This window comes from Azospirillum brasilense, assembly GCF_001315015.1.
Taxonomy (GTDB): Bacteria; Pseudomonadota; Alphaproteobacteria; order Azospirillales; family Azospirillaceae; genus Azospirillum; species Azospirillum brasilense.
Genome location: NZ_CP012916.1, coordinates 756,190 through 774,241, shown reverse-complemented (window position 1 = coordinate 774,241; position 18,052 = coordinate 756,190). Strand labels below are relative to the sequence as shown.

Sequence of the window (18,052 nt, the reverse complement as noted above, 5' to 3'; positions counted from 1 at the left end):
TTTTATAGGCAAAACACGGCGCTGCCAAGCCGCTCGCTGCTCAGGGGGGCAACTCCGGCTTTCGAGCCTGGCAACGCAGGCGCAACGAACAGGGAAATTCTGACCCATGAAGTCCTTCGGTAAGTTTCTCGCCGCCGCGTCCTTCGCCGCCGCCGCGGTCGTCACGATGGTCGGCGCCGGGCCCATTCCGGCCCGCGCCGAGGACGCGGTGATCGCCTCGATCAAGCAGAACGGCACCTTCCGCGTCGGCGTGGACGCCACCTTCGCGCCCTTCGAATTCTCGCAGGACGGCAAGAAGACCGGCTTCGACATCGAGCTGGTCGAGGCCATCGCCAAGGAGCTGGGCGCCACCAAGGGCGTCGAGTGGGTGGACATCGACTTCAAGGGCCTGATCCCCGGCCTGATGGCCAACCGCTTCGACATGATCGCCTCGGCCATGTACATCACCGAGGAGCGCCGCAAGGTCGTCGCCTTCTCCGACACCTACTATCCGGGCGGCCTCGTCATCATGGTCAAGGCCAACAACACCGCCGTGAAGGGCCCGGCTGACCTCGAAGGCAAGACGGCCGCCGTGCAGATCGGCACCAAGTCGGTCGTCCATCTGAAGGAGCATTTCCCGAAGACGAAGATCGTCGAGGTCGAGACCAACGCCGAGATGTTCGGGCAGGTCGAGACCGGCCGCACCGACGTCGCGGTGACCGGCAAGCCCGCCGCCAAGCTCTACGCCCAGACGCATCCGACCGTGAAGGTGCTGGACGACCAGCTCACCACCGAGGATTACGGCTTTGCCATGCGTAAGGACAACACAGAGCTGGTGACCAAGGTGAACGCCGCCATCACCAAGCTGAAGGCCGACGGCACCTACCAGAAGCTCATCGACAAGTGGTTCGAAGCCAAGAAGTGATTGATCTTTTCGTGAACGGAGGACCCCTCCCGTGACGCTCGACTTCGCCCCCGTCTGGGGAGGGTTGCCGGAGCTGCTGAAGGGCACCGTGGTCACCATCGAGGTGACCGCGGCGGCCTTCCTGCTCAGCGCCGTGCTTGGCCTGCTCGTCGGCATCATCCGCCTCAACCCGGCGCGGCGCGTGCTGTACGGCATCGCGTCGGCCTATGTCGCCTTCATCCGCGGCACGCCGCTGCTGGTGCAGCTGTTCCTGCTGTTCTTCGGCCTGCCGCAGTTCGGAATCCTGCTGCCGGCGTGGCTGTGCGGCGTGATCGGGCTTGGCATCTACAGCGGCTCCTACGTGTCGGAGGTGGTGCGCGGCGCCATCCAGTCGATCGACCGCGGCCAGATGGAGGCCGCCCGCTCGCTCGGCATGTCCTACCGCGAGGCGATGTGGGAGGTGGTGCTGCCGCAGGCGTTCCGCCGCATGCTGCCGCCGCTGGGCAACGAGACCATCGCGTTGATCAAGAACTCGGCGCTGGTGTCGCTGCTGACCATCGACGACGTGATGCGCGAGGGGCAGCGGATCATCTCCACCAGCTTCCGCGCGCTGGAGGTCTACATCGCGGTGGCGCTGATCTATTTCGTGCTGACCAACGCGGCCACCTGGATCCTGCGCCAGATCGAAAAGCGCATGACCGTGGAAAGAGGGTAAGCCGGTGATCGAGATCCGCAACGTCTACAAGAGCTTCGGCAGCACCGAGGTGCTGAAGGACGTCAGCCTGACCGTGCCGCCGTCGCGCACCACCGTGGTCATCGGCCCGTCGGGTTCGGGCAAGAGCACGCTGCTGCGCTGCTGCAACTGCCTGGAGACCGCCGACCGCGGCGAGATCCGCATCAACCACCGGACCATCATCGCCGACGGCAAGCCGCTGCCCGACAAGGAGCTGAACGCGCTCCGCGCCGAGACCGGCATGGTCTTCCAGTCCTTCAACCTGTTCCCGCACATGACCACGGTGGAGAACGTCATGCGCGCCCCCGTCGTGGTGCGCGGCATGGCCAAGGCCGAGGCGCGGGAGCTGGCGATGGGGCTGCTGCGCAAGGTGGGGCTGGACGACAAGGCCGATGTCTATCCGTCCACCCTGTCGGGCGGTCAGAAGCAGCGCGCCGCCATCGCCCGCGCGCTCGCCATGAAGCCGAAGGTGATGCTGTTCGACGAGCCGACCTCCGCCCTCGACCCCGAACTGGTCGGCGAGGTGCTCCAGGTCATGAAGACGCTGGCCGAGGAAGGCATGACCATGATGGTGGTGACCCACGAGATGGGCTTCGCCCGCGAGGTCGCCGACACCGTCGTCGTCATGGCCGACGGGCGCATCGTCGAGTCCGGTTCGCCGGAGCAGATCTTCACCAACCCGACCCAGGAGCGCACCCGCGGCTTCCTGCGCGCGCTGGTGGACGGCCATCTGGCCGGCGCCCGCCCGCAGCCGGCGGCGGACGATCCGCTGGACGCCCTTCCCGGCAACCACTGACCTTCCCGCGATCTTGCCCCACACCACCCATCGGCCTCCGGCCTCGCCTCTGACGGTGCTGGCCGCGCTGATCCTCGGCGTCTGCGTCATCCAGGTCGCCAATGGCATCCTGCAGATCCTGCTGCCGCTCCGCCTCGCCGAGGCGGCGGCCCCGCCGCTGGTCGTCGGGGCGGTGGCGTCGGCCTATTCGGTCGGTTTCGTGCTGGGCTGCTGGGCCGCCCCCTGGATGATTCGCCGGGTGGGCGGGGTGTGGTCCTTCGCCGCCTTCGGGCTGCTCGCCGCCGCCGCCACGCTGCTGCTGAACCTGCTGCCGGACGCCCAGGCCTGGGTCGGGCTGCGGCTGCTGATGGGGGTGTCCTATGTCGGGATGCTCACCGTCGCGGAAAGCGGTCTGGCCACCCTGTCCCCGCCGGGATCGCGGGGCAGCGTCTTCTCCCTCTACATGATCGCCTGCAAGGTGGCGGTGATCGGCGGCCAGATGCTGCTCGCCAGCCCGAACCTGTCGGCCCTGTGGCTCACCGTCCTGGCGGCGGGCTGCTATGGCCTGTCGCTGGTTCCGGTTGCGGTGATCCGCCCGCCGGCCAGCGCCGCGCCGAAGGGGCCGGCGCCCTCGCCCTGGCAGTATGTGCGGCGGGCGCCGGTGGCCTTCGCCGGCTGCCTGACGGTGGGCTTGTGCAACACCGCGGTCACCGGCATCGGCCCGGCCTGGCTCGCCGGGCTGGCCCTGCCCGCCGCCGGGGTCGCGCTGATCATGTCGGGCATCCAAGTCGGCAGCGTGGTGCTGCAATGGCCGATCGGCCGCGTCTCCGACCGACACGACCGGCGGCTGGTGATCTTCGCGGTGTCCGCCGTGGCGACGCTCGCCGCCTTCCTGATCGCCGCCTTCGCCAACCCGCCCGGCGGGGCGGCGCCGCAGACCGTCCTGCTCGGCCTGTTCACCTTGTGGGGCAGCGCCGCCCTGTCGCTCTACGCGATCTGCGTGGCCCACGCCAACGACCATGTGACGGTGGAGGAGACGGTGCCGCTGGCCAGCGCGCTGCTGCTCGCCTGGGCGCTGGGGGCCGCACTCGGGCCGCTGCTGGCGACGGCGGCCATGGAATGGTTCGGGCATGATGCGCTGTTCGTCTATGTCGGGGTGGTGTCGGGCGGGCTGACCCTGTTCGCCGGCCTGCGCCGCCTCATCAGCGGACCGTTTCGGGCGGAGCCGTAAGGCTTGGCCGCGGGCGGCCCGGCGGGCTATTGTGGCCCGCCCGGCAGCCCCCCTCCCCGCGCTCCATGCCCAGCACCACCGACACCCCGACCGACGAGCAGTTCCGGGCGATCCAGGCCATCGACGCCTGGTACGCCGACCCCGCGGCCCCCCAGATGTTCTGGCTGGCCGGCGAGGCCGGGACCGGCAAGACCAAGACCACCGTCTTCGCGCTGGATCATCTCCAGGACCGCCGCAACCTGGAGAATTTCGTGGTCGGGGCGCCCACCGGCAAGGCGGCGCAGGTGCTGCGCCGCAAGGGCATCGACCGGGCGGCGACGCTGCATTCGCTGATCTACGCGCCGCGGCAGGACGACGACACCGGCGAACTGTTCTTCGCCCGCAAGTCGGAGGGCAAGTTCGCCGAGGCCGACCTGATCGTCTGCGACGAGGGCTCGATGGTCGGGGACGACGTGGCGGGCGACCTGCTGCGCTCCGGCAAGAAGATCCTGATGATCGCCGACGACTACCAGCTCCCCCCGGTGACCGGCCAGGGCACGCTGACCAAGGGCGAGCCGGATTTCCGGCTGGTCGAGCCGCACCGCACGGCGCGGGAGAGCCCGGTGATCCGGCTCGCCCATCTGCTGCGCCGGCAGGAGCTGCCGCGCCGCTTCGGCACCGCCGGGAACGCCCACGTCCTGCCGCTGAACCGGGTGACCGAGCCGCTGGCCCTGCGGGTGGACACCCAGACCATCTGCGGCACCCACCGCGTGCGCACCGACTTCACCCGGCGCATCCGCAGCCGCCACGGCTTCGATACGGTGATGCCCCAGGCCGGCGAGCGGGTGATCTGCCGCCGCAACGACCGCGAGGAAGGGTTGTTCAACGGCATGATCGGCACGCTGACCCGCCCGGCGGCCGAGGGGCGCGGCCGCCAGGACGGGCTGTGGTCGCTCGGCGTCCATATGGAGGACGAGGTGAAGCCCCGCAGCAAGCTGATGGTCCATCCCTGGATGTTCCAGGCCCACTACAGCGGCGAGACCAAGGCGCCGCGGGTGGAGCGCGACGTGCAGCAGTTCGATTGGGCCTGGATGATCACCTGCCATTCCGCCCAGGGGTCGGAGTTTCCTTCGGTCACCGTGCTCGACGATTCCGCCGCCTTCCGCGAGCACAAATGGCGCTGGCTCTACACCGCCGTCACCCGCTCGCAGGACGAGCTGTTCCTTCTGCTGCGCAACGCCGATCTGGGCGGGAACTGGCGGATGCCGGAACTCGACATGTGATGGTATGACGTAACCCTCTCCCCTCTGGGGAGAGGGTGGCCAGCAGGGCCGGTGAGGGGGATGCGCTTTTGCCGAACACACCAACACGCGCAACCCCCTCACCCTGACCCTCTCCCCGGAGGGGAGAGGGGATTTTGGAGGCGGTGGTGCTGGCCGCCTCACGCCGCCGCGGCCACCCGCTCCAGCTTGGCGGGAAGGCCCTGGCGCACCGCCGTTCCGGCGATGGGATCGACCCAGACCGAGGCGCCCGGACGGGTCGGGTCGTGCAGGCCGAGGTCGTTGATGTTCACCCCCGCCCCGATCTCCGGCACCACCGGCTGGCTGTGGCCGCCGATGACGTGCGGCCGCGCGCCGAACTCCTTGTGGCCGAAGCCGTGCTCGACGGCGAGCACGCCGGGCATCACGCCGTGCCGGACGATGGCGGTCGCCAGCTCCGACCCGCCCGGCGTGGCGATGCGGATGCGGTCGCCGGTGGCGATGCCCAGCCGCCGCGCGTCCTCCGCGTTGATGCCCACCGGGTTCTCCGGGTGCAGGTGGCGCAGGCGGCTGGCCGCGATGGTGTAGGCGCTGACCAGAACCGATTTCGAGCTGATGAGCTGGAAGGGCCAGTCCTCCGCCGTGTGCACCTGCCGCATCGGCGTGCCGTCGGCGAAGGCCGGGGGCGTCCAGGCGGCGGTGCCGGTCCAGCGCTTGCCGGTGACGCTGCTCTTGGCCGCGCCGACCGCCTCGTTGTAGACCAGCAATCCGTTCTTGAAGCGGTGTGTGGCCTTGTCGCCCTCGAACCCCTCCGCCTGGTTCTGGTAGCGCCCGCCGCGCGCCAGGATGAAGGCGACCTTGCGCCACTCCTCCTCCTTCAGAACCGCCTGGAGCGCCGGCAGAACGCGGGCGACGCCGGACAGGGCGATGTCCTCGTCCGTGGCGTCGGGCACCGGCTGCTTGCCCAGCCACGCGATGTTGGCGCCGCCGCGCAGATACCAGTCCTCCGGCCGCTCCAGCGGGTGGGTGTTCCCGTCCATGTCGGCGATGGCGTCCGGGCCGAAGCCGGGCAGCCCCAGCCGCTTCGCGAGCGCGATCAGGAAGGTCTCCATCTGGACGTGCCGGCCGTCCGGCAGCGGTTCGGTGCGCGGCGTCACCACCGGCCAGCGCGCCGTCGAGGTCTTGGTCGGCACGCCCGCCCAGGGGGATGCCCAGCCCCAGGTCTCGTACAGCACGGTGTCGGGGATGATGTAGTCGGCGAAGGCCGTGGATTCGTTGATGAAGGGGTCGATGGCGACGATCAGCGGCAGCGCCTTCGGGTCGCGCAGCGTCGCCTCCACCTGGGCGCGGACGCCGGGGATGCCGTAGACCGGGTTGCTGTTCCACAGGAACAGGGCATTCAGCGGGTACGGGTAGCCGTCCACCACGCCGCTGGTCAGATACTCGGTGGTGAGCTGCGGGGCGTTCGGGTACCAGGGCGCCTTGGCTGGATAGGGCTTGCCCGCCTCCTTCTTCGCCTTGAATTCGCTGGATTTCTCGTAGGGGACGGGGCGGCTGATGGCGGTGCCGGAGGGCTTCACCTGCCCGGGGAAGCTCGCCAGCTTGTAGCGCGGGCCGTCCTGCTCGTCCGGGAAGCGCCCGCCGCCGACGATGGTGCCGCCCTTCCAGTTGAGGTTGCCGATCAGCGTGTTCAGCGTCACCACCCCGAAGGCGTTGTAGAAGCCGTTGCCGGCCATCATGCCGCCGTGGGTGTTGGCGGCGGCCTTCTTGCCGTGGCTGGTGAACTCCCGCGCCAGACCGGCGATGACGTCGGCGGGGATGCCGCAGGCGTCGGCGTAGCCGGCGAGGTCGAGCCGCATCGCCTGCTCGCGCAGCAGGGTCAGGCTGGTCTTCACCGCGACGTCGCCCGCCGGGGTCTCCACCGTCCCGCCGTGGAACAGCGTGGCCGGCCCCGTCAGCGCGTCGTGGGCCACCGGCGTGCCGGCGGGGTCGAGCACGACGAAGGCGTCCTTGGCGCCGTAGCGCTCCTTCTCGTCCAGCGTCACCCAGCCGAGGTCGGAGGCGCGCAGCATCCGCCCGTCGCGCGGATGGCCCGCCTGCTGGATCACCAGATGGGTGGCGTTGCACCAGCCGGCCTCGCCCGCCGCCTCCGCCGCCGTGCCGTTGGGCTGGGCGAGATAGTTGGTGTCGATGCGCCCATTCTCGAACATCCAGCGCATCATGCCCATGACCAAAGCGCCGTCGGTGCCGGGCCGGATGGGAATCCAGTTGGACCGCTCCGCCGCCGCGCGGTTGTCGGCGTTGGTCAGCACCGGATCGACGACGACGTAGTTCAGAACGCCGTCCGTCCGCCCCTTGGCGAGCAGCATGGCCTGCCGCTTGAACGGGTTGCCGGCGTTCGACGGGGCGGTGCCGATGAACAGCACGAACTCGGCGTTTTGCAGGTCGGGCTTGGCGTGCGGCATCTTCTTGGCGTCGCCGAACACCGCCCCGGAGCCGGACCGGTAGGCGCCGCCGCAATAGGAGCCGTGTCCGACATAGTTGATCGTCCCCAGCGCCTGGTTGAAGAAGCGACGCACGAAGGGGTCGCGCCCATCGTTGACGGAGGACAGCAGGGCCACTTGGTTGACCTTCGGCCCCAACTCGGGTGCGGCCGGGTCGATGGGCGTCTTCAGGTCGCGCAGCGCCCGCAGGCCGGGCACCGGGCCTTCGCCGAACAGGTCGCCGCCCTCGGCGATCTCCTCGACCAGCCGGTCGAAGGCGATGGGTTCCCAGCGGCCGGAGCCGCGCGGTCCGACCCGCTTCATCGGCGTGGCGACGCGGAAGGGCGAGGTCAGCATCTCCAGCGCCGCGTTGCCCCGGCCGCAGGCGGTCGAGCGGCCCTTCAACCCCTTCTCGTCCAGCCGCGACAGCGACTTGAAGCTCTCCTTGATCGGCGTGCCGTAGGGCAGGAAGGGATCGGTGGACAGCGGGCTGTAGGGGTTGCCGGCGACGCGCAGCACCTTGTTTTTCTCGACATCCACCCGGACGCGGACGCCGCACAGGGTGGTGCAGCCGAGGCAGGCGACGTTGGCGACGATCTGGCCCGGCGTCGGGGTGAGGTCGCCGGTCGCCGGATCGACGCGGAATTCGGGGGCCGGGGCGTTGCCGGAAATGGCGTGGTCGGGCTTGTCCCCGGCCCAGGCGCCCTTCACGAGCTTGCGCCCGGTGTCGGAGAAGCCACCCGCGAAGGCGGCGAGGGCGCCGCCCGCGGAGCTGGTCTTCAGAAGGAGGCGACGGGAAATCGACATGATGGGTGCTCCGTTCACTCGGCGGCGGCTACGGTTCCGGCGGGCGCCTGGGGGGCGCGGGCCGGAGCGGGCGCCGGGCGGCGCGGGGAAGGCAGGATGGCGGTGAGGGCGATCAGCAGGAACAGCCAGAGTCCGGCCGTTCCGACGATCCCCAGCAGCCCCTCCGGACCGGCGGGCAGCGCGTAGTCGTAGAAGCCGGCGCCGGTCTTCGGCACGGTCTGGCCGCCGATGAACACAGTCCAGCGGAACATCCAGGCGCCGTGCAGGGCGATCAGCCCGGTCAGCAGCCCCGTCCCGGCGGGCTTGGCGACGGCGATGGCGAAGGGCAGCGCGGTGGCGGCGACGGCCCAGACGGCGGTGACGCGCCACGCCTCCGACCCGGCGACGCTGCCCAGCGCCTCCGCGTGGGTGGCGTCCAGCCCGAACAAGCCCAGCGCCAGCCACAGCGCGCCGACCAGCATGACCCCGCCCAGGACGCCGGCGAGCAGCCGGTTGGCCCGCACCTCCACCGCGCGGTCGTTGCCGGCGGCGAAGCGGTTCAGCACCAGCACCAGACCGGCGGCGCCGGCCAGCGCGGTCAACAGGAACTGCACGGGCAGGAAGGGCGTGTGCCACAGCGGACGCGCCTTGACCACCGCGACCTCCGCCCCGGTGTAGAGGGCCACCAGCAGCGCGCCGGCCAGGGCGAACAAGCCGGCGGCGCGGATCAGCGCGTCGTTGCGCCCGCCGCCCAGCGACGCCAGCCGGTAGAGCGCGGCAAGTCGGCTGTCCACCCGACCATGCGCCTGCAACTCCTCGCGGAAGCACGCCCAGCCGTAGACCAGCAGGCCGGTGACGTAGAGGGGGATGAAGACCGAGCCCCACCACATCCAGGAGGTCGGCCGCAGCACGACGTAGAAGTGCCAGAAACGGCCGGGCTGGTGCAGGTCCGACAGCAGCGCCACCGGGGCGGCCAGCCCGCAGGTCAGCGCCACCAGCAAAGCGGTGCGCCCCAGCGCGCGCCAGTCCTCGCGGGCGAAGGCGTAGCCGGGCAGGCTGAGCAGCAGGCCGCCGACCGACAGGCCGATCAGGAAGAAATACTGCACGGCCCAGGGAAGCCACGCGACCTCGCGGGTCACGTTGATGACCTCGACGATGTGGTTGTCCATCACGCGTGCTCCTTTTGGGCGTGCGGCTGCGCGGAGGGCCGCCAGAGAGTCGGCGTGCCGTCGACCTTCCCTTGGAAGCGGGGATCGAGGCCGAGGTAGAAGACGCGCGGCTGGGTCCCCTGCTCCGGCTTCAGAACCTTGGGGTTCTCCTCGCGGACCAGGGTGGCGACGGCGCTGTCCGGGTCGTTCAGGTCACCGAAGACGCGGGCGCCGCCGACGCAGGTCTCGACGCAGGCGGGCAGCAGCCCGGCCTCCACGCGGTGGACGCAGAAGGTGCATTTGTCGGCGGTCTGGGTCTCGTGGTTGATGAAGCGCGCGTCGTAGGGGCAGGCTTGGACGCAATAGGCGCAGCCGACGCAGACGGTGTTGTCCACCACGACGATGCCGTCCCGGCGCTGGAAGGTCGCGCCGGTCGGGCAGACGGGGATGCAGGGCGGGTCCTCGCAATGGTTGCACAGGCGCGGCAGCATGTAGCTGCCGGCCTTGCCCTGCTCGGTCACCTCATAGGTGGAGACGATGGTGCGGAAGCTGTTTTCCGGGACGTCGTTCTCCATGATGCAGGCGACCGTGCAGGCCTGGCAGCCCACGCATTTGCCCACGTCCACCACCATCGCCCAGCGGTGCGCCGGATCGCCGTCCCGGCGGAGCGACGCAGCGCCGGGGGCTGCTGCGGCGGCGGGCATCGCAGCCACCGTCGCGGCCCCGATGGTCGCGGCACCGGCGCCGAGGCAGAAGTTGCGCCTTGATCGGTCCATGGCAGGCCTCTTCGCACCTGATTCCTTCGGCCGCGACGAACCGCGGCCCTATGGTGCGAAGGGTACCGGCGCCCTGCCCCCACGCCCATTGGGGGCATCCCTACACTTCTTAGGGTAAACCCCAGTGACGACATGCCGCAGGGGCTGGTTAGTCAAGGCAATCGCCTTTGACCTTCACAGCCCTCTCCCCAGAGGGGAGAGGGGATTTCAAATGCGATCAGCCCTTGAGGGCGTCGGCGACCGCGCGGGCCACGCCGGCGTGGATGGCGTCCCGTTCCTTGAAGCTGTCGGGAGTCTCGGTCAGGTAGCTGGCGATCAGCAGCGGCGCCCTGCCCTCCGGCCAGACGATGCCGATGTCGTTGGCCGTCCCGCGCACGCCGGTTCCGGTCTTGTCGCCGACGCGCCAGCCCTTCGGCAACCCGGCGCGCAGGCGCTTGTCGCCGGTCCGGTTGGCGACCATCCAGGCGATGAGCTGGTCGCGCGATGCCGGAGTCAGCGCGTCGCCCAGCATCAGCCGCTCCATGCTGTGGACCATCGCCGCGGGCGTAGTGGTGTCACGCGGGTCGCCGGGGATGGCGCTGTTCAGCGACGGCTCGTTGCGGTCCAGCCGGGTCTTCCGGTCGCCCAGGGTGCGCAGGAAGGCTGTCAGCCCGGCGGGGTCGCCCACCGCCGGCAGCAGCAGGTTCGCCGCCACATTGTCGCTGAGCGTCATCGTCGCCTCACACAGTTCGGCCACCGTCGGGGGTGGGCCGTCGAGACGGGTTTCGACGAAGGGCGCGTAGGGGACCATGTCCGCCTTGCTCACCGGGATGCGCCGGTCCAGCCGCTCCCGCCCCTCGTCCACCTGTTTCAGGATGGCGCCAGCCAAAAGAAATTTGAAGGTGCTGCACATCGCGAAGCGCTCGTCCGCGCGATGGCCGAAGCTCTGCCCGGTGCCGGTGTCGAGCACCGCCACGCCCAGCCGCCCGCCGCTGCGCTTTTCCAGCGCGGCGATCGCGCCGGCCAGCCTCTTGTCCCCGAATGTCCTGGGTTTCTCCGCCTTCACGCCGGTTGCCGCCAGCAGCGTCACGCCGCCCGCCGCGGCCAGGAAAGCCCGCCGTCCGATCATCGTGTCCTCGTGTCATGCCGTGTCGATGGGCGGACGATAAAAAGCTCCCGGCGCTTGAACAAACGATGATAGTTTTCACAAGCCACAAGAAAAACTAATGGCTGTCGATGGCCCGCCCCCAGCTTCCGCTCAACGCGCTGCGCGCCTTCGAGGCGTCGGCCCGCCATCTCAGCTTCACCCGCGCCGGGCTGGAGCTGTGCGTCAGCCAGGCGGCGGTCAGCCAGCAGATCCGCACGCTGGAGGCGCGGCTCGGCGTCACCCTGTTCCGCCGTCTGCCGCGCGGCCTCGCTTTGACCGACGAGGGGGCGGCGCTGGTGCCGGTGCTGATGGACGCCTTCGAGCGGATCGGCGCGACGCTCGACCGCTTTGCCGACGGGCGCTACCACGAGGTGCTGACGGTCGGGGTGGTGGGGACCTTCGCCACGGGCTGGCTGCTGCCGCGCCTGCCGGCCTTCACCGCGGCGAACCCGGCGGTCGACCTGCGCATCCTGACCAACAACAACCGGGTCGATCTGGCCGGCGAGGGGCTGGACTTTGCCATCCGCTTCGGCGACGGCTCCTGGCACGGGGTGGATGCGGTGCCGCTGCTCGACGCCCCACTGACCCCGCTCTGCACCCCCGCGTTGGCGCAGCGGCTGTCCGCCCCGGCCGACCTCGCGCGCGAAGTGCTGCTGCGCTCCTACCGGGTCGAGGAATGGCAGCGCTGGTTCGCGCTGGCCGGGGTGCCCTGCCCGGCCATCCGCGGTCCGGTCTTCGACTCCTCCCCCACCATCGCCGCCGCCGCGGCGATGGGCGCCGGGGTGGCGCTGCTGCCGGCGCGGCTGTTCGGGCACGATCTCGTCACCGACCGGCTGGTCCGCCCCTTCGCCATCGAGGTGCCGGCGGGCCGCTACTGGCTGACCCGCCTGCATTCCCGTCCCGAGACGGCGGCGATGCAGAGCTTCCGCCACTGGATCGCCGCCGCCGTCCACGCGGACGATTAGGCAGGTGTTGGCGCCTGCTCCGGCAGGACGCCGGCCTGTTTCAACTCCCGCCAGAAGTCCGCCGGGATCGGCTGCTTCATCAGCGCCACATTCTCATGCACGCGCGCCGGGTTCTTGGTGCCCGGAATGACCGAGGCGACGACCGGGTGCGCCGCGCAGAATTGCAGCGCCGCCGCCCGCAGGTCCACGCCGTGCCGTTTGGCGATCTCGGCCAGCCGGTCGCGCGCCGCCACCTTGTCCGGCGGAGCCTCCTGGTACTCGAAATTCTTGCCCCCGGCGATCAGGCCGGAGTTGTAGGGGCCGCCGACCACCACATGGACGCCGCGCTCCTGGCAGCGCGGGAACAGCGTGTCCAGCGCCGGTTGGTTCAGCAAGCTGTAGCGCCCGGCCAGCAGGAAGACGTCCGGGTCGGCCCGTTCCAGCGCCATCACGCAGGGCTCCACCCGGTTGACGCCCAGGCCCCAGCCGCGGATGACGCCTTCCTCGCGGAGCTTGGTCAGCGCCACGGCGGCGCCCGTCATGGCGGTGTCGAACACCTCCAGCCAGCGGTCGCCGTGGGCGTCCTCCGCGCAGTCGTGGATGTAAGCGATGTCAATGCGTGCCATGCCCAGCCGTTGCAGGCTGTCCTCGATGGAGCGGCGCACCCCGTCGGCGGTGTAGTCGTAGTCCACGCGGAAGGGCAGCCCCTTCACGAAGGGGCCGTGCTGGCCGCCTTTGCTGGCATCGGCGCGCAGCAGGCGCCCGACCTTGGTGGACAGGACGAACTCGTCGCGCGGCCGGTTGCGCAGGACATGGCCGAACCGGTGCTCCGATATGCCGGGGCCGTATTCCGGCGCCGTGTCGAAATAGCGGATGCCGGCGTCCCAGGCGGCGGCCAGCGTGGCCTCCGCCACGTCGTCCGGCACCTCCTCGAACATGTTGCCGAGCGGAGCGCCACCAAACCCGATGGGTCCGGGCGGAGCGAAATGCTTGCTGTCCGGCATGACCGACCTCTCGTTGTTCCGTGCGTGTGCGGGATTCCAGTCTGCGCTCTGGCGGCGCTTCCCTCAACATGGGGTCTCAACATCGGCCCTCAACATTGGGGCGGTTCCGGCGTTCCCATTCGTAACCTGCCGGCGCGGGCGTGGCGATTTGCGACGCGGATGGGAGCGCGTTGGCAAATTGCAACGGTTGGGAAGGAACAACCGCGCAGTCCACTCGGGAATTTTGCTGGGTGGAACAGCAATTACGCGGGGATTGGGAGTTGGTACAGAATTTGAGAATGATTTGATCCGGTGCGGGCGACCGACGCCGAACAAAAAATACCCCAGGCAGGACATCCCATCATGACCACCTCCCTTCGTGCTTTCGCCAACTTGCGCACCGCAACCAAGGTCTACACCGGCTTCGGGGTCACGCTGGCCCTGCTGGTCACGTTGGGGGCGGTTTCCTGGAGCGGCCTTCGGTCGAACGATACAGCACTGCGCAGCTACGCGGCGCAGTCGGACGTCACGGTGACGCTGGGGGAGGCCGATACCGCGCTGTCCGACGCGCTGGGGGCGGCGGCGGAGTTTCTCGTTTCCGGGACGGACGGTGCTGCCAACCGCTTCCGCGCGACAACCGGGGACTTCCGCCGGCATCTGGACAAGGCGGCCCCCGGCATCGGCGATTCGGCCGATCGTCAGGCGGTGGACGAGATCCGCGGGCTGGAGCGGGACTTCCTGACCGGCTTCGACCGGCTGGTCGCCCTGCGCACCGAACGGGACGGCATCGTCGCGGAGATCGTGAACAAGCTGGGGGCCGACATCCGTCGGACCTTGAGCGATCTGGTGACGGCCGAACGGCAGACCGGCAATCTGGACCGCACCGTTCAGGCCGCGGGCGTCAGCGAGCAGTATCTGCTGGTGCGCGTGCTGGTCGCCCGCTTCGTGACTGAGACGAAGCCCGAGGATCTGGTCCGCATCCGCCAGGATCTGGCGTCGGTGGCCGCCGATGTCGAGGGTGAAGCCAAGGGCTGGGCCGATTCCCCGGGCGCCGCCAAGCGCACCGAGGTGCTCGCCAAGCTGCCGCGCTACACCGCGGGCATCGAGCGCATCGCCGCCATCGCCGAGGAAATGGCGCGAGTCAACTCCGACACGCTGACCCGAGCCGGCGCGCAGATCAATGGGAGGATCGGGTCGATCCGCCAGCATTCCACCGAGGTCCTGAAAGGGCTGGAGCGCAGCGCCGCCACCGCGGTGACCGCCGCCGAGCGGCAGGGAACCGCGGTGACCGCCGCCGCCGTGGCGCTGGGTTTGCTGCTGGCCTGGATGATCTCGCGGGCCATCACCCGCCCGCTCGGCGCCATCACCGGGGCGATGGGCCGGCTGGCCGAAGGCGACCGCACGGTTCAGGTGGATGAGGGCTGGCGGAAGGATGAGATCGGGGCGCTGGCCCGCGCCCTCCAGGTCTTCAAGTCGAACGCCGAGGAGATGGAGCGCATGCGGAAGGCCCAGGAGGAGGCCGAGCGCCAAGCCGCCGAGCAGCGCCGCGCCACCATGATGCGCATGGCCGACACCTTCGAGACGACGGTCCAGGGCATCGTCGAGGCGGTGGCGAGCGCCGCCGGCGGCATGCACAACGCCGCCAGCACCCTGTCCGGCACAGCGGCGGACGCCAGCGAGCGCTCGCTCCTGGTCGCTTCCGCCTCCGAGGAAGCGTCGGCCAATGTCCAGACCGTCGCCAGCGCGACGGAGGAGCTGTCGGCCTCCATCGCCGAGATCGGCCAGCAGGTGGAGATCTCTACCCGCATCGCCGGTCAGGCGGTGGCCGACGCCGAGGGCGCCGACCGCACCATGCGCGCCCTCGTCACCGCCGCGGAGCAGATCGGGCAGGTGGTGGAGATCATCAGCGGCATCGCCGCCCAGACCAACCTGCTGGCGCTGAACGCGACCATCGAGGCGGCGCGCGCCGGCGAGGCCGGCAAGGGCTTCGCGGTGGTGGCGGGCGAGGTGAAGGCGCTGGCCAACCAGACCGCCAAGGCGACCGACGAAATTCAGTCGAAGGTGCAGGAGATCCAGCAGACCACCGGCGGTGCGCAGAAGGCCATCGGCAGCATCGGCCAGACCATCGGCCGGATGAGCGAGATCGCCACCACCATCGCCGCTGCCATCGAGGAGCAGGCCGCCGCGACCCGCGAGATCGCCAGCAGCGTGTCCCAGGCCGCCCAAGGAACGGAAGAGGTGTCGCGCAACATCGCCGGCGTCAGCACGGCGGTGTCGGAGACCGGCGAGGCGGCCAGCAATGTCCACGGCACATCGGAGGAACTGGCCGTCGAGGCGGAGCGGCTGCGCAGCGAGGTGCGCAGCTTCATCACCACCGTCCGGGCCGCCTGACCCGACAGGATGAGGGATCGCCGCTTGTTCCGATCCCCGTCCGCCGGATGGGTGTTAAGCTGAACCGAGGTGCCTGAGCGATCGGGGTCTCGGTTGGGCGTTTCGGTTGGGCGGCCGGGATGGTCGGTCATGGTGAAAGGGATTTCGCTGAGGGCCGCCTCCGGCTTCGTCCGGCGCTTCGCCGGGCTGGCCGGGGGATACTGGGCGGGTTGGGACCGCTGGCCGGTATGGCTGCCGGCCACGGTCTTGCTGGTCCTGACGGCGGCACAGGTGTCGGTCCCGGTCATGATGAACCTGTGGAGCCAGCGCCTGTTCGACGCGCTGGAGCAGCGGGCGATGGACCGCTTGCCCGTCATGGCCGCGGCGGCCGGCGGCATCCTGCTGTACAACATCGCCGTCACCGTGGCGCATTTGTGGGTGAAGCGGCGCCTCCAGTTCGGCTGGCGGGCTTGGCTGACCCGGCGGCTGGTCGGCGACTGGCTATCGGACGGGCGGGAACTGGCCCTCCCCTCCCGTCCCGGCGATCACGACAATCCGGATGGGCGCATCGCCGAGGACGTCCGCATCGTCACCGAACTCGCCATCGATCTCGGCCATTCGCTGACCTATTGCCTGCTGCTTCTGGTCAGTTTCGCCAGCATTCTGTGGCAGCTTTCCGGTGTCGTGCCTGTCACGCTCGGTGGCGTGAGCCTTGCGGTGCCCGGCCATCTGCTCCTTCTCGCCCTGGCCTTTTCCGCCGCCGGGACCGCCGCCGCCATCGCCGTCGCCCGGCCGCTGGTCCACGCCGCGGAGCGGCGGCAGGGGCTGGAGGCCGATTTCCGCTTCGGGCTGGCGCGGGTTCGGGAGAACGCGTCGATCATCGCCCGGCAGCATGGCGAGGCCGTGGAGCGCGGCCGCACGTCCCTGCTGTTCGACGGGGTGCGCCGCGGCTGGGAAGGGCAGACCGGCGCGCTGGTCCGCGTGATGGCTTTCGGCGCGTCTTATTCGGTGTTGTCCGCGGTTTTTCCCATTCTGGTGGTGGCACCCCGCTACGTCGCCGGGGCTATAACGCTGGGGGTGATGATGCAGACCGCGCAGGCTTTCCAGCAAGCCGTCGCGGCGCTGTCCTGGCCCATCGACAATCTGGCGACCGTCGCCCAGTGGACGGCCTCGGTGGAGCGCGTGCTGGGGCTGAAGGAGGCGCTGGACGGGATCTCCCCCTTGCCCCCGGTCAAGGCGCCCGCTCCCGGCTTCCTGTCCGATGGCGGCAACACCGCGCGGAAACGGTAAGGCGGTCCGGCACTTTCCGTTTGACCTCAACTTAGCTTGAGGTTCTATCCTGCCGCCGCACGCCGAAACCTTGGGAGGGACCGGGCCGAATGCATCGCGAGATACGGCTCCTGCTGCGCCGCTGGAAAATCATTCTGCTGAAGAAGCGTGAAAACCGTCGCCGCCTTGCCTTGTTCAGGCCCATCCTGCCCGGTGCGAACCTGAAGGACCGGCTGATCGCCTGCTGCGGGGCCATGCTCGGCCTCGCCGCGACGGGCCTGCTCTGTCACAACCTGCTGACCCACATCACCAGCGCGCCGGCCCTGGTGGCGCCGATGGGAGCGTCGGCGGTCCTGCTGTTCGCGGTGCCGGCCAGCCCGCTGGCCCAGCCTTGGTCGATCATTGGCGGCAACACCCTGTCGGCGCTGGTCGGTGTGATGGTGGCGGCGCTGATCCCCGACCCGATGCTGGCCGGCGGCGTTGCGGTGGCGCTGGCCATCGCGACCATGTCCATGACGCGCTGCCTGCACCCGCCGGGCGGCGCCGCCGCGCTGACCGCGGTGATCGGCGGCCCGGCGATCGCGGCGTCGGGGATGCAATTCGTGTTCTACCCGGTGGCCGTCAATTCCATCCTTCTGGTGCTGGCGGGTTGGACGTTTCACCGCTTCTCCGGCCATTCCTACCCGCATCGGGCGTCGCCCAAGCCGGCCAACAGCCACGGAACCGCCGATCCACCCGCCCGAATGCGCGCCGGTCTGACCGCCGACGACATGGACGAGGCCATCCGCGAGCTGGGGGAGGCGCTGGACGTCAACCGCGACGATCTGAGCGCCCTCTTGGAGAAGGCGGAGCTTCACGCCATGGAGCGGATGCACGGTGGGATCACCTGTGGCGATATCATGTCCCGCGACGTGGTGACGGTCAGCGCGGAGGCCCATCCCGAGATGGCCCGCGCCCTCCTGATCGAGCACAGCTTCCGCACTCTGCCGGTGGTCGATCGGCGCAACGTGGTGGTTGGTCTGGTCGGGCACCAGCATCTGGTCGGGAGCGCCGCGACGGTGGCCTCGGTGATGGCCCCGCCGGTGACCGCTGGCCCGGAAACCCCGGCCTTCCGCCTGCTCGGCCCACTGTCGGACGAGAGCACGCACGAGGTCGCCATCGTGGATGGGAGCGGCGGACTGCTGGGGGTGGTGACCCAGACGGACCTGCTGCTGGTGATGGCCCGCACGAACCTGCTGCAATCGTTGGACAGCGCCCGGAGCCCAGCCGGGCCGGTGGTTTTGGCAAGCCGCTGAACCGCACCGGAA

Annotated in this window: 14 protein-coding genes; 9 read left to right on the top strand and 5 right to left on the bottom strand. The window is 69.9% G+C overall.

Translation table 11 applies throughout. The features are described 5' to 3' along the window. Window positions 1-106: 106 nt before the first annotated feature. The 5 genes from AMK58_RS24735 to AMK58_RS24715 all read left to right on the top strand — a co-directional run bounded on the left by AMK58_RS24735 (window position 107) and on the right by AMK58_RS24715 (window position 4,884). Window positions 107-904 carry a glutamine ABC transporter substrate-binding protein gene (locus AMK58_RS24735; RefSeq protein ID WP_035679434.1) on the top strand — a complete coding sequence of 266 codons (798 nt, stop codon included), beginning with the start codon at window positions 107-109 and terminating at the stop codon, window positions 902-904. A gap of 31 nt (window positions 905-935) precedes the next feature. Continuing rightward, window positions 936-1,598 carry an amino acid ABC transporter permease gene (locus tag AMK58_RS24730; protein ID WP_035679436.1) on the top strand — a complete coding sequence of 221 codons (663 nt, stop codon included), beginning with the start codon at window positions 936-938 and terminating at the stop codon, window positions 1,596-1,598. A 4-nt stretch (window positions 1,599-1,602) separates the two neighbouring features. Beyond that, window positions 1,603-2,412: an amino acid ABC transporter ATP-binding protein gene (locus AMK58_RS24725; RefSeq protein WP_035679437.1), complete on the top strand. Its 810-nt coding sequence runs from the start codon at window positions 1,603-1,605 to the stop codon at window positions 2,410-2,412. Between the two features lie 13 nt (window positions 2,413-2,425). Beyond that, window positions 2,426-3,622, top strand: coding sequence for an MFS transporter (locus AMK58_RS24720; protein ID WP_079285316.1), 1,197 nt, complete (start codon window positions 2,426-2,428; stop codon window positions 3,620-3,622). Window positions 3,623-3,687: 65 nt separating this feature from the next. Further along, the gene (locus AMK58_RS24715; protein ID WP_059399562.1) at window positions 3,688-4,884 is read left to right on the top strand and encodes an ATP-dependent DNA helicase; all 1,197 of its coding nucleotides are present in this window, start codon (window positions 3,688-3,690) and stop codon (window positions 4,882-4,884) included. Window positions 4,885-5,042: 158 nt separating this feature from the next. On the opposite strand, the gene AMK58_RS24710 is transcribed toward AMK58_RS24715, so the two are convergent. From AMK58_RS24710 to bla, 4 genes are all read right to left on the bottom strand, one after another. Next, window positions 5,043-8,150, bottom strand: coding sequence for a molybdopterin dinucleotide binding domain-containing protein (locus AMK58_RS24710; protein ID WP_035679442.1), 3,108 nt, complete (start codon window positions 8,148-8,150; stop codon window positions 5,043-5,045). Window positions 8,151-8,164: 14 nt separating this feature from the next. Then, window positions 8,165-9,298 carry an NrfD/PsrC family molybdoenzyme membrane anchor subunit gene (gene nrfD / locus AMK58_RS24705; protein WP_035679443.1) on the bottom strand — a complete coding sequence of 378 codons (1,134 nt, stop codon included), beginning with the start codon at window positions 9,296-9,298 and terminating at the stop codon, window positions 8,165-8,167. After that, window positions 9,298-10,053 carry a sulfate reduction electron transfer complex DsrMKJOP subunit DsrO gene (gene dsrO, locus AMK58_RS24700; protein ID WP_035679444.1) on the bottom strand — a complete coding sequence of 252 codons (756 nt, stop codon included), beginning with the start codon at window positions 10,051-10,053 and terminating at the stop codon, window positions 9,298-9,300. The genes nrfD and dsrO overlap by 1 nt, the downstream gene beginning before the upstream one ends. A gap of 217 nt (window positions 10,054-10,270) precedes the next feature. After that, entirely contained in the window at window positions 10,271-11,161 is an 891-nt protein-coding gene (gene bla, locus AMK58_RS24695) for a class A beta-lactamase (protein WP_059399561.1), read from the bottom strand. 107 nt (window positions 11,162-11,268) lie between these two features. Between bla and AMK58_RS24690 the strand changes: the two genes are divergently transcribed. Then, window positions 11,269-12,144, top strand: a complete 876-nt coding sequence (locus AMK58_RS24690; protein WP_035679448.1) for a LysR family transcriptional regulator — start codon at window positions 11,269-11,271, stop codon at window positions 12,142-12,144. Here the strand turns inward: AMK58_RS24690 and AMK58_RS24685 are convergent. Then, window positions 12,141-13,127: an aldo/keto reductase gene (locus tag AMK58_RS24685; RefSeq protein WP_051140664.1), complete on the bottom strand. Its 987-nt coding sequence runs from the start codon at window positions 13,125-13,127 to the stop codon at window positions 12,141-12,143. The two genes, AMK58_RS24690 and AMK58_RS24685, sit on opposite strands and share 4 nt — an antisense overlap. 342 nt (window positions 13,128-13,469) lie before the next feature. Between AMK58_RS24685 and AMK58_RS24680 the strand changes: the two genes are divergently transcribed. The 3 genes from AMK58_RS24680 to AMK58_RS24670 all read left to right on the top strand — a co-directional run bounded on the left by AMK58_RS24680 (window position 13,470) and on the right by AMK58_RS24670 (window position 18,040). Next, complete coding sequence (locus AMK58_RS24680; RefSeq protein ID WP_059399560.1) at window positions 13,470-15,497, top strand: methyl-accepting chemotaxis protein; 2,028 nt, start codon at window positions 13,470-13,472, stop codon at window positions 15,495-15,497. A gap of 129 nt (window positions 15,498-15,626) precedes the next feature. Then, complete coding sequence (locus tag AMK58_RS24675) at window positions 15,627-16,766, top strand: SbmA/BacA-like family transporter (protein ID WP_051140665.1); 1,140 nt, start codon at window positions 15,627-15,629, stop codon at window positions 16,764-16,766. Between the two features lie 89 nt (window positions 16,767-16,855). After that, the gene (locus AMK58_RS24670; RefSeq protein WP_079285317.1) at window positions 16,856-18,040 is read left to right on the top strand and encodes an HPP family protein; all 1,185 of its coding nucleotides are present in this window, start codon (window positions 16,856-16,858) and stop codon (window positions 18,038-18,040) included. The last annotated feature ends 12 nt before the right edge of the window (window positions 18,041-18,052 follow it).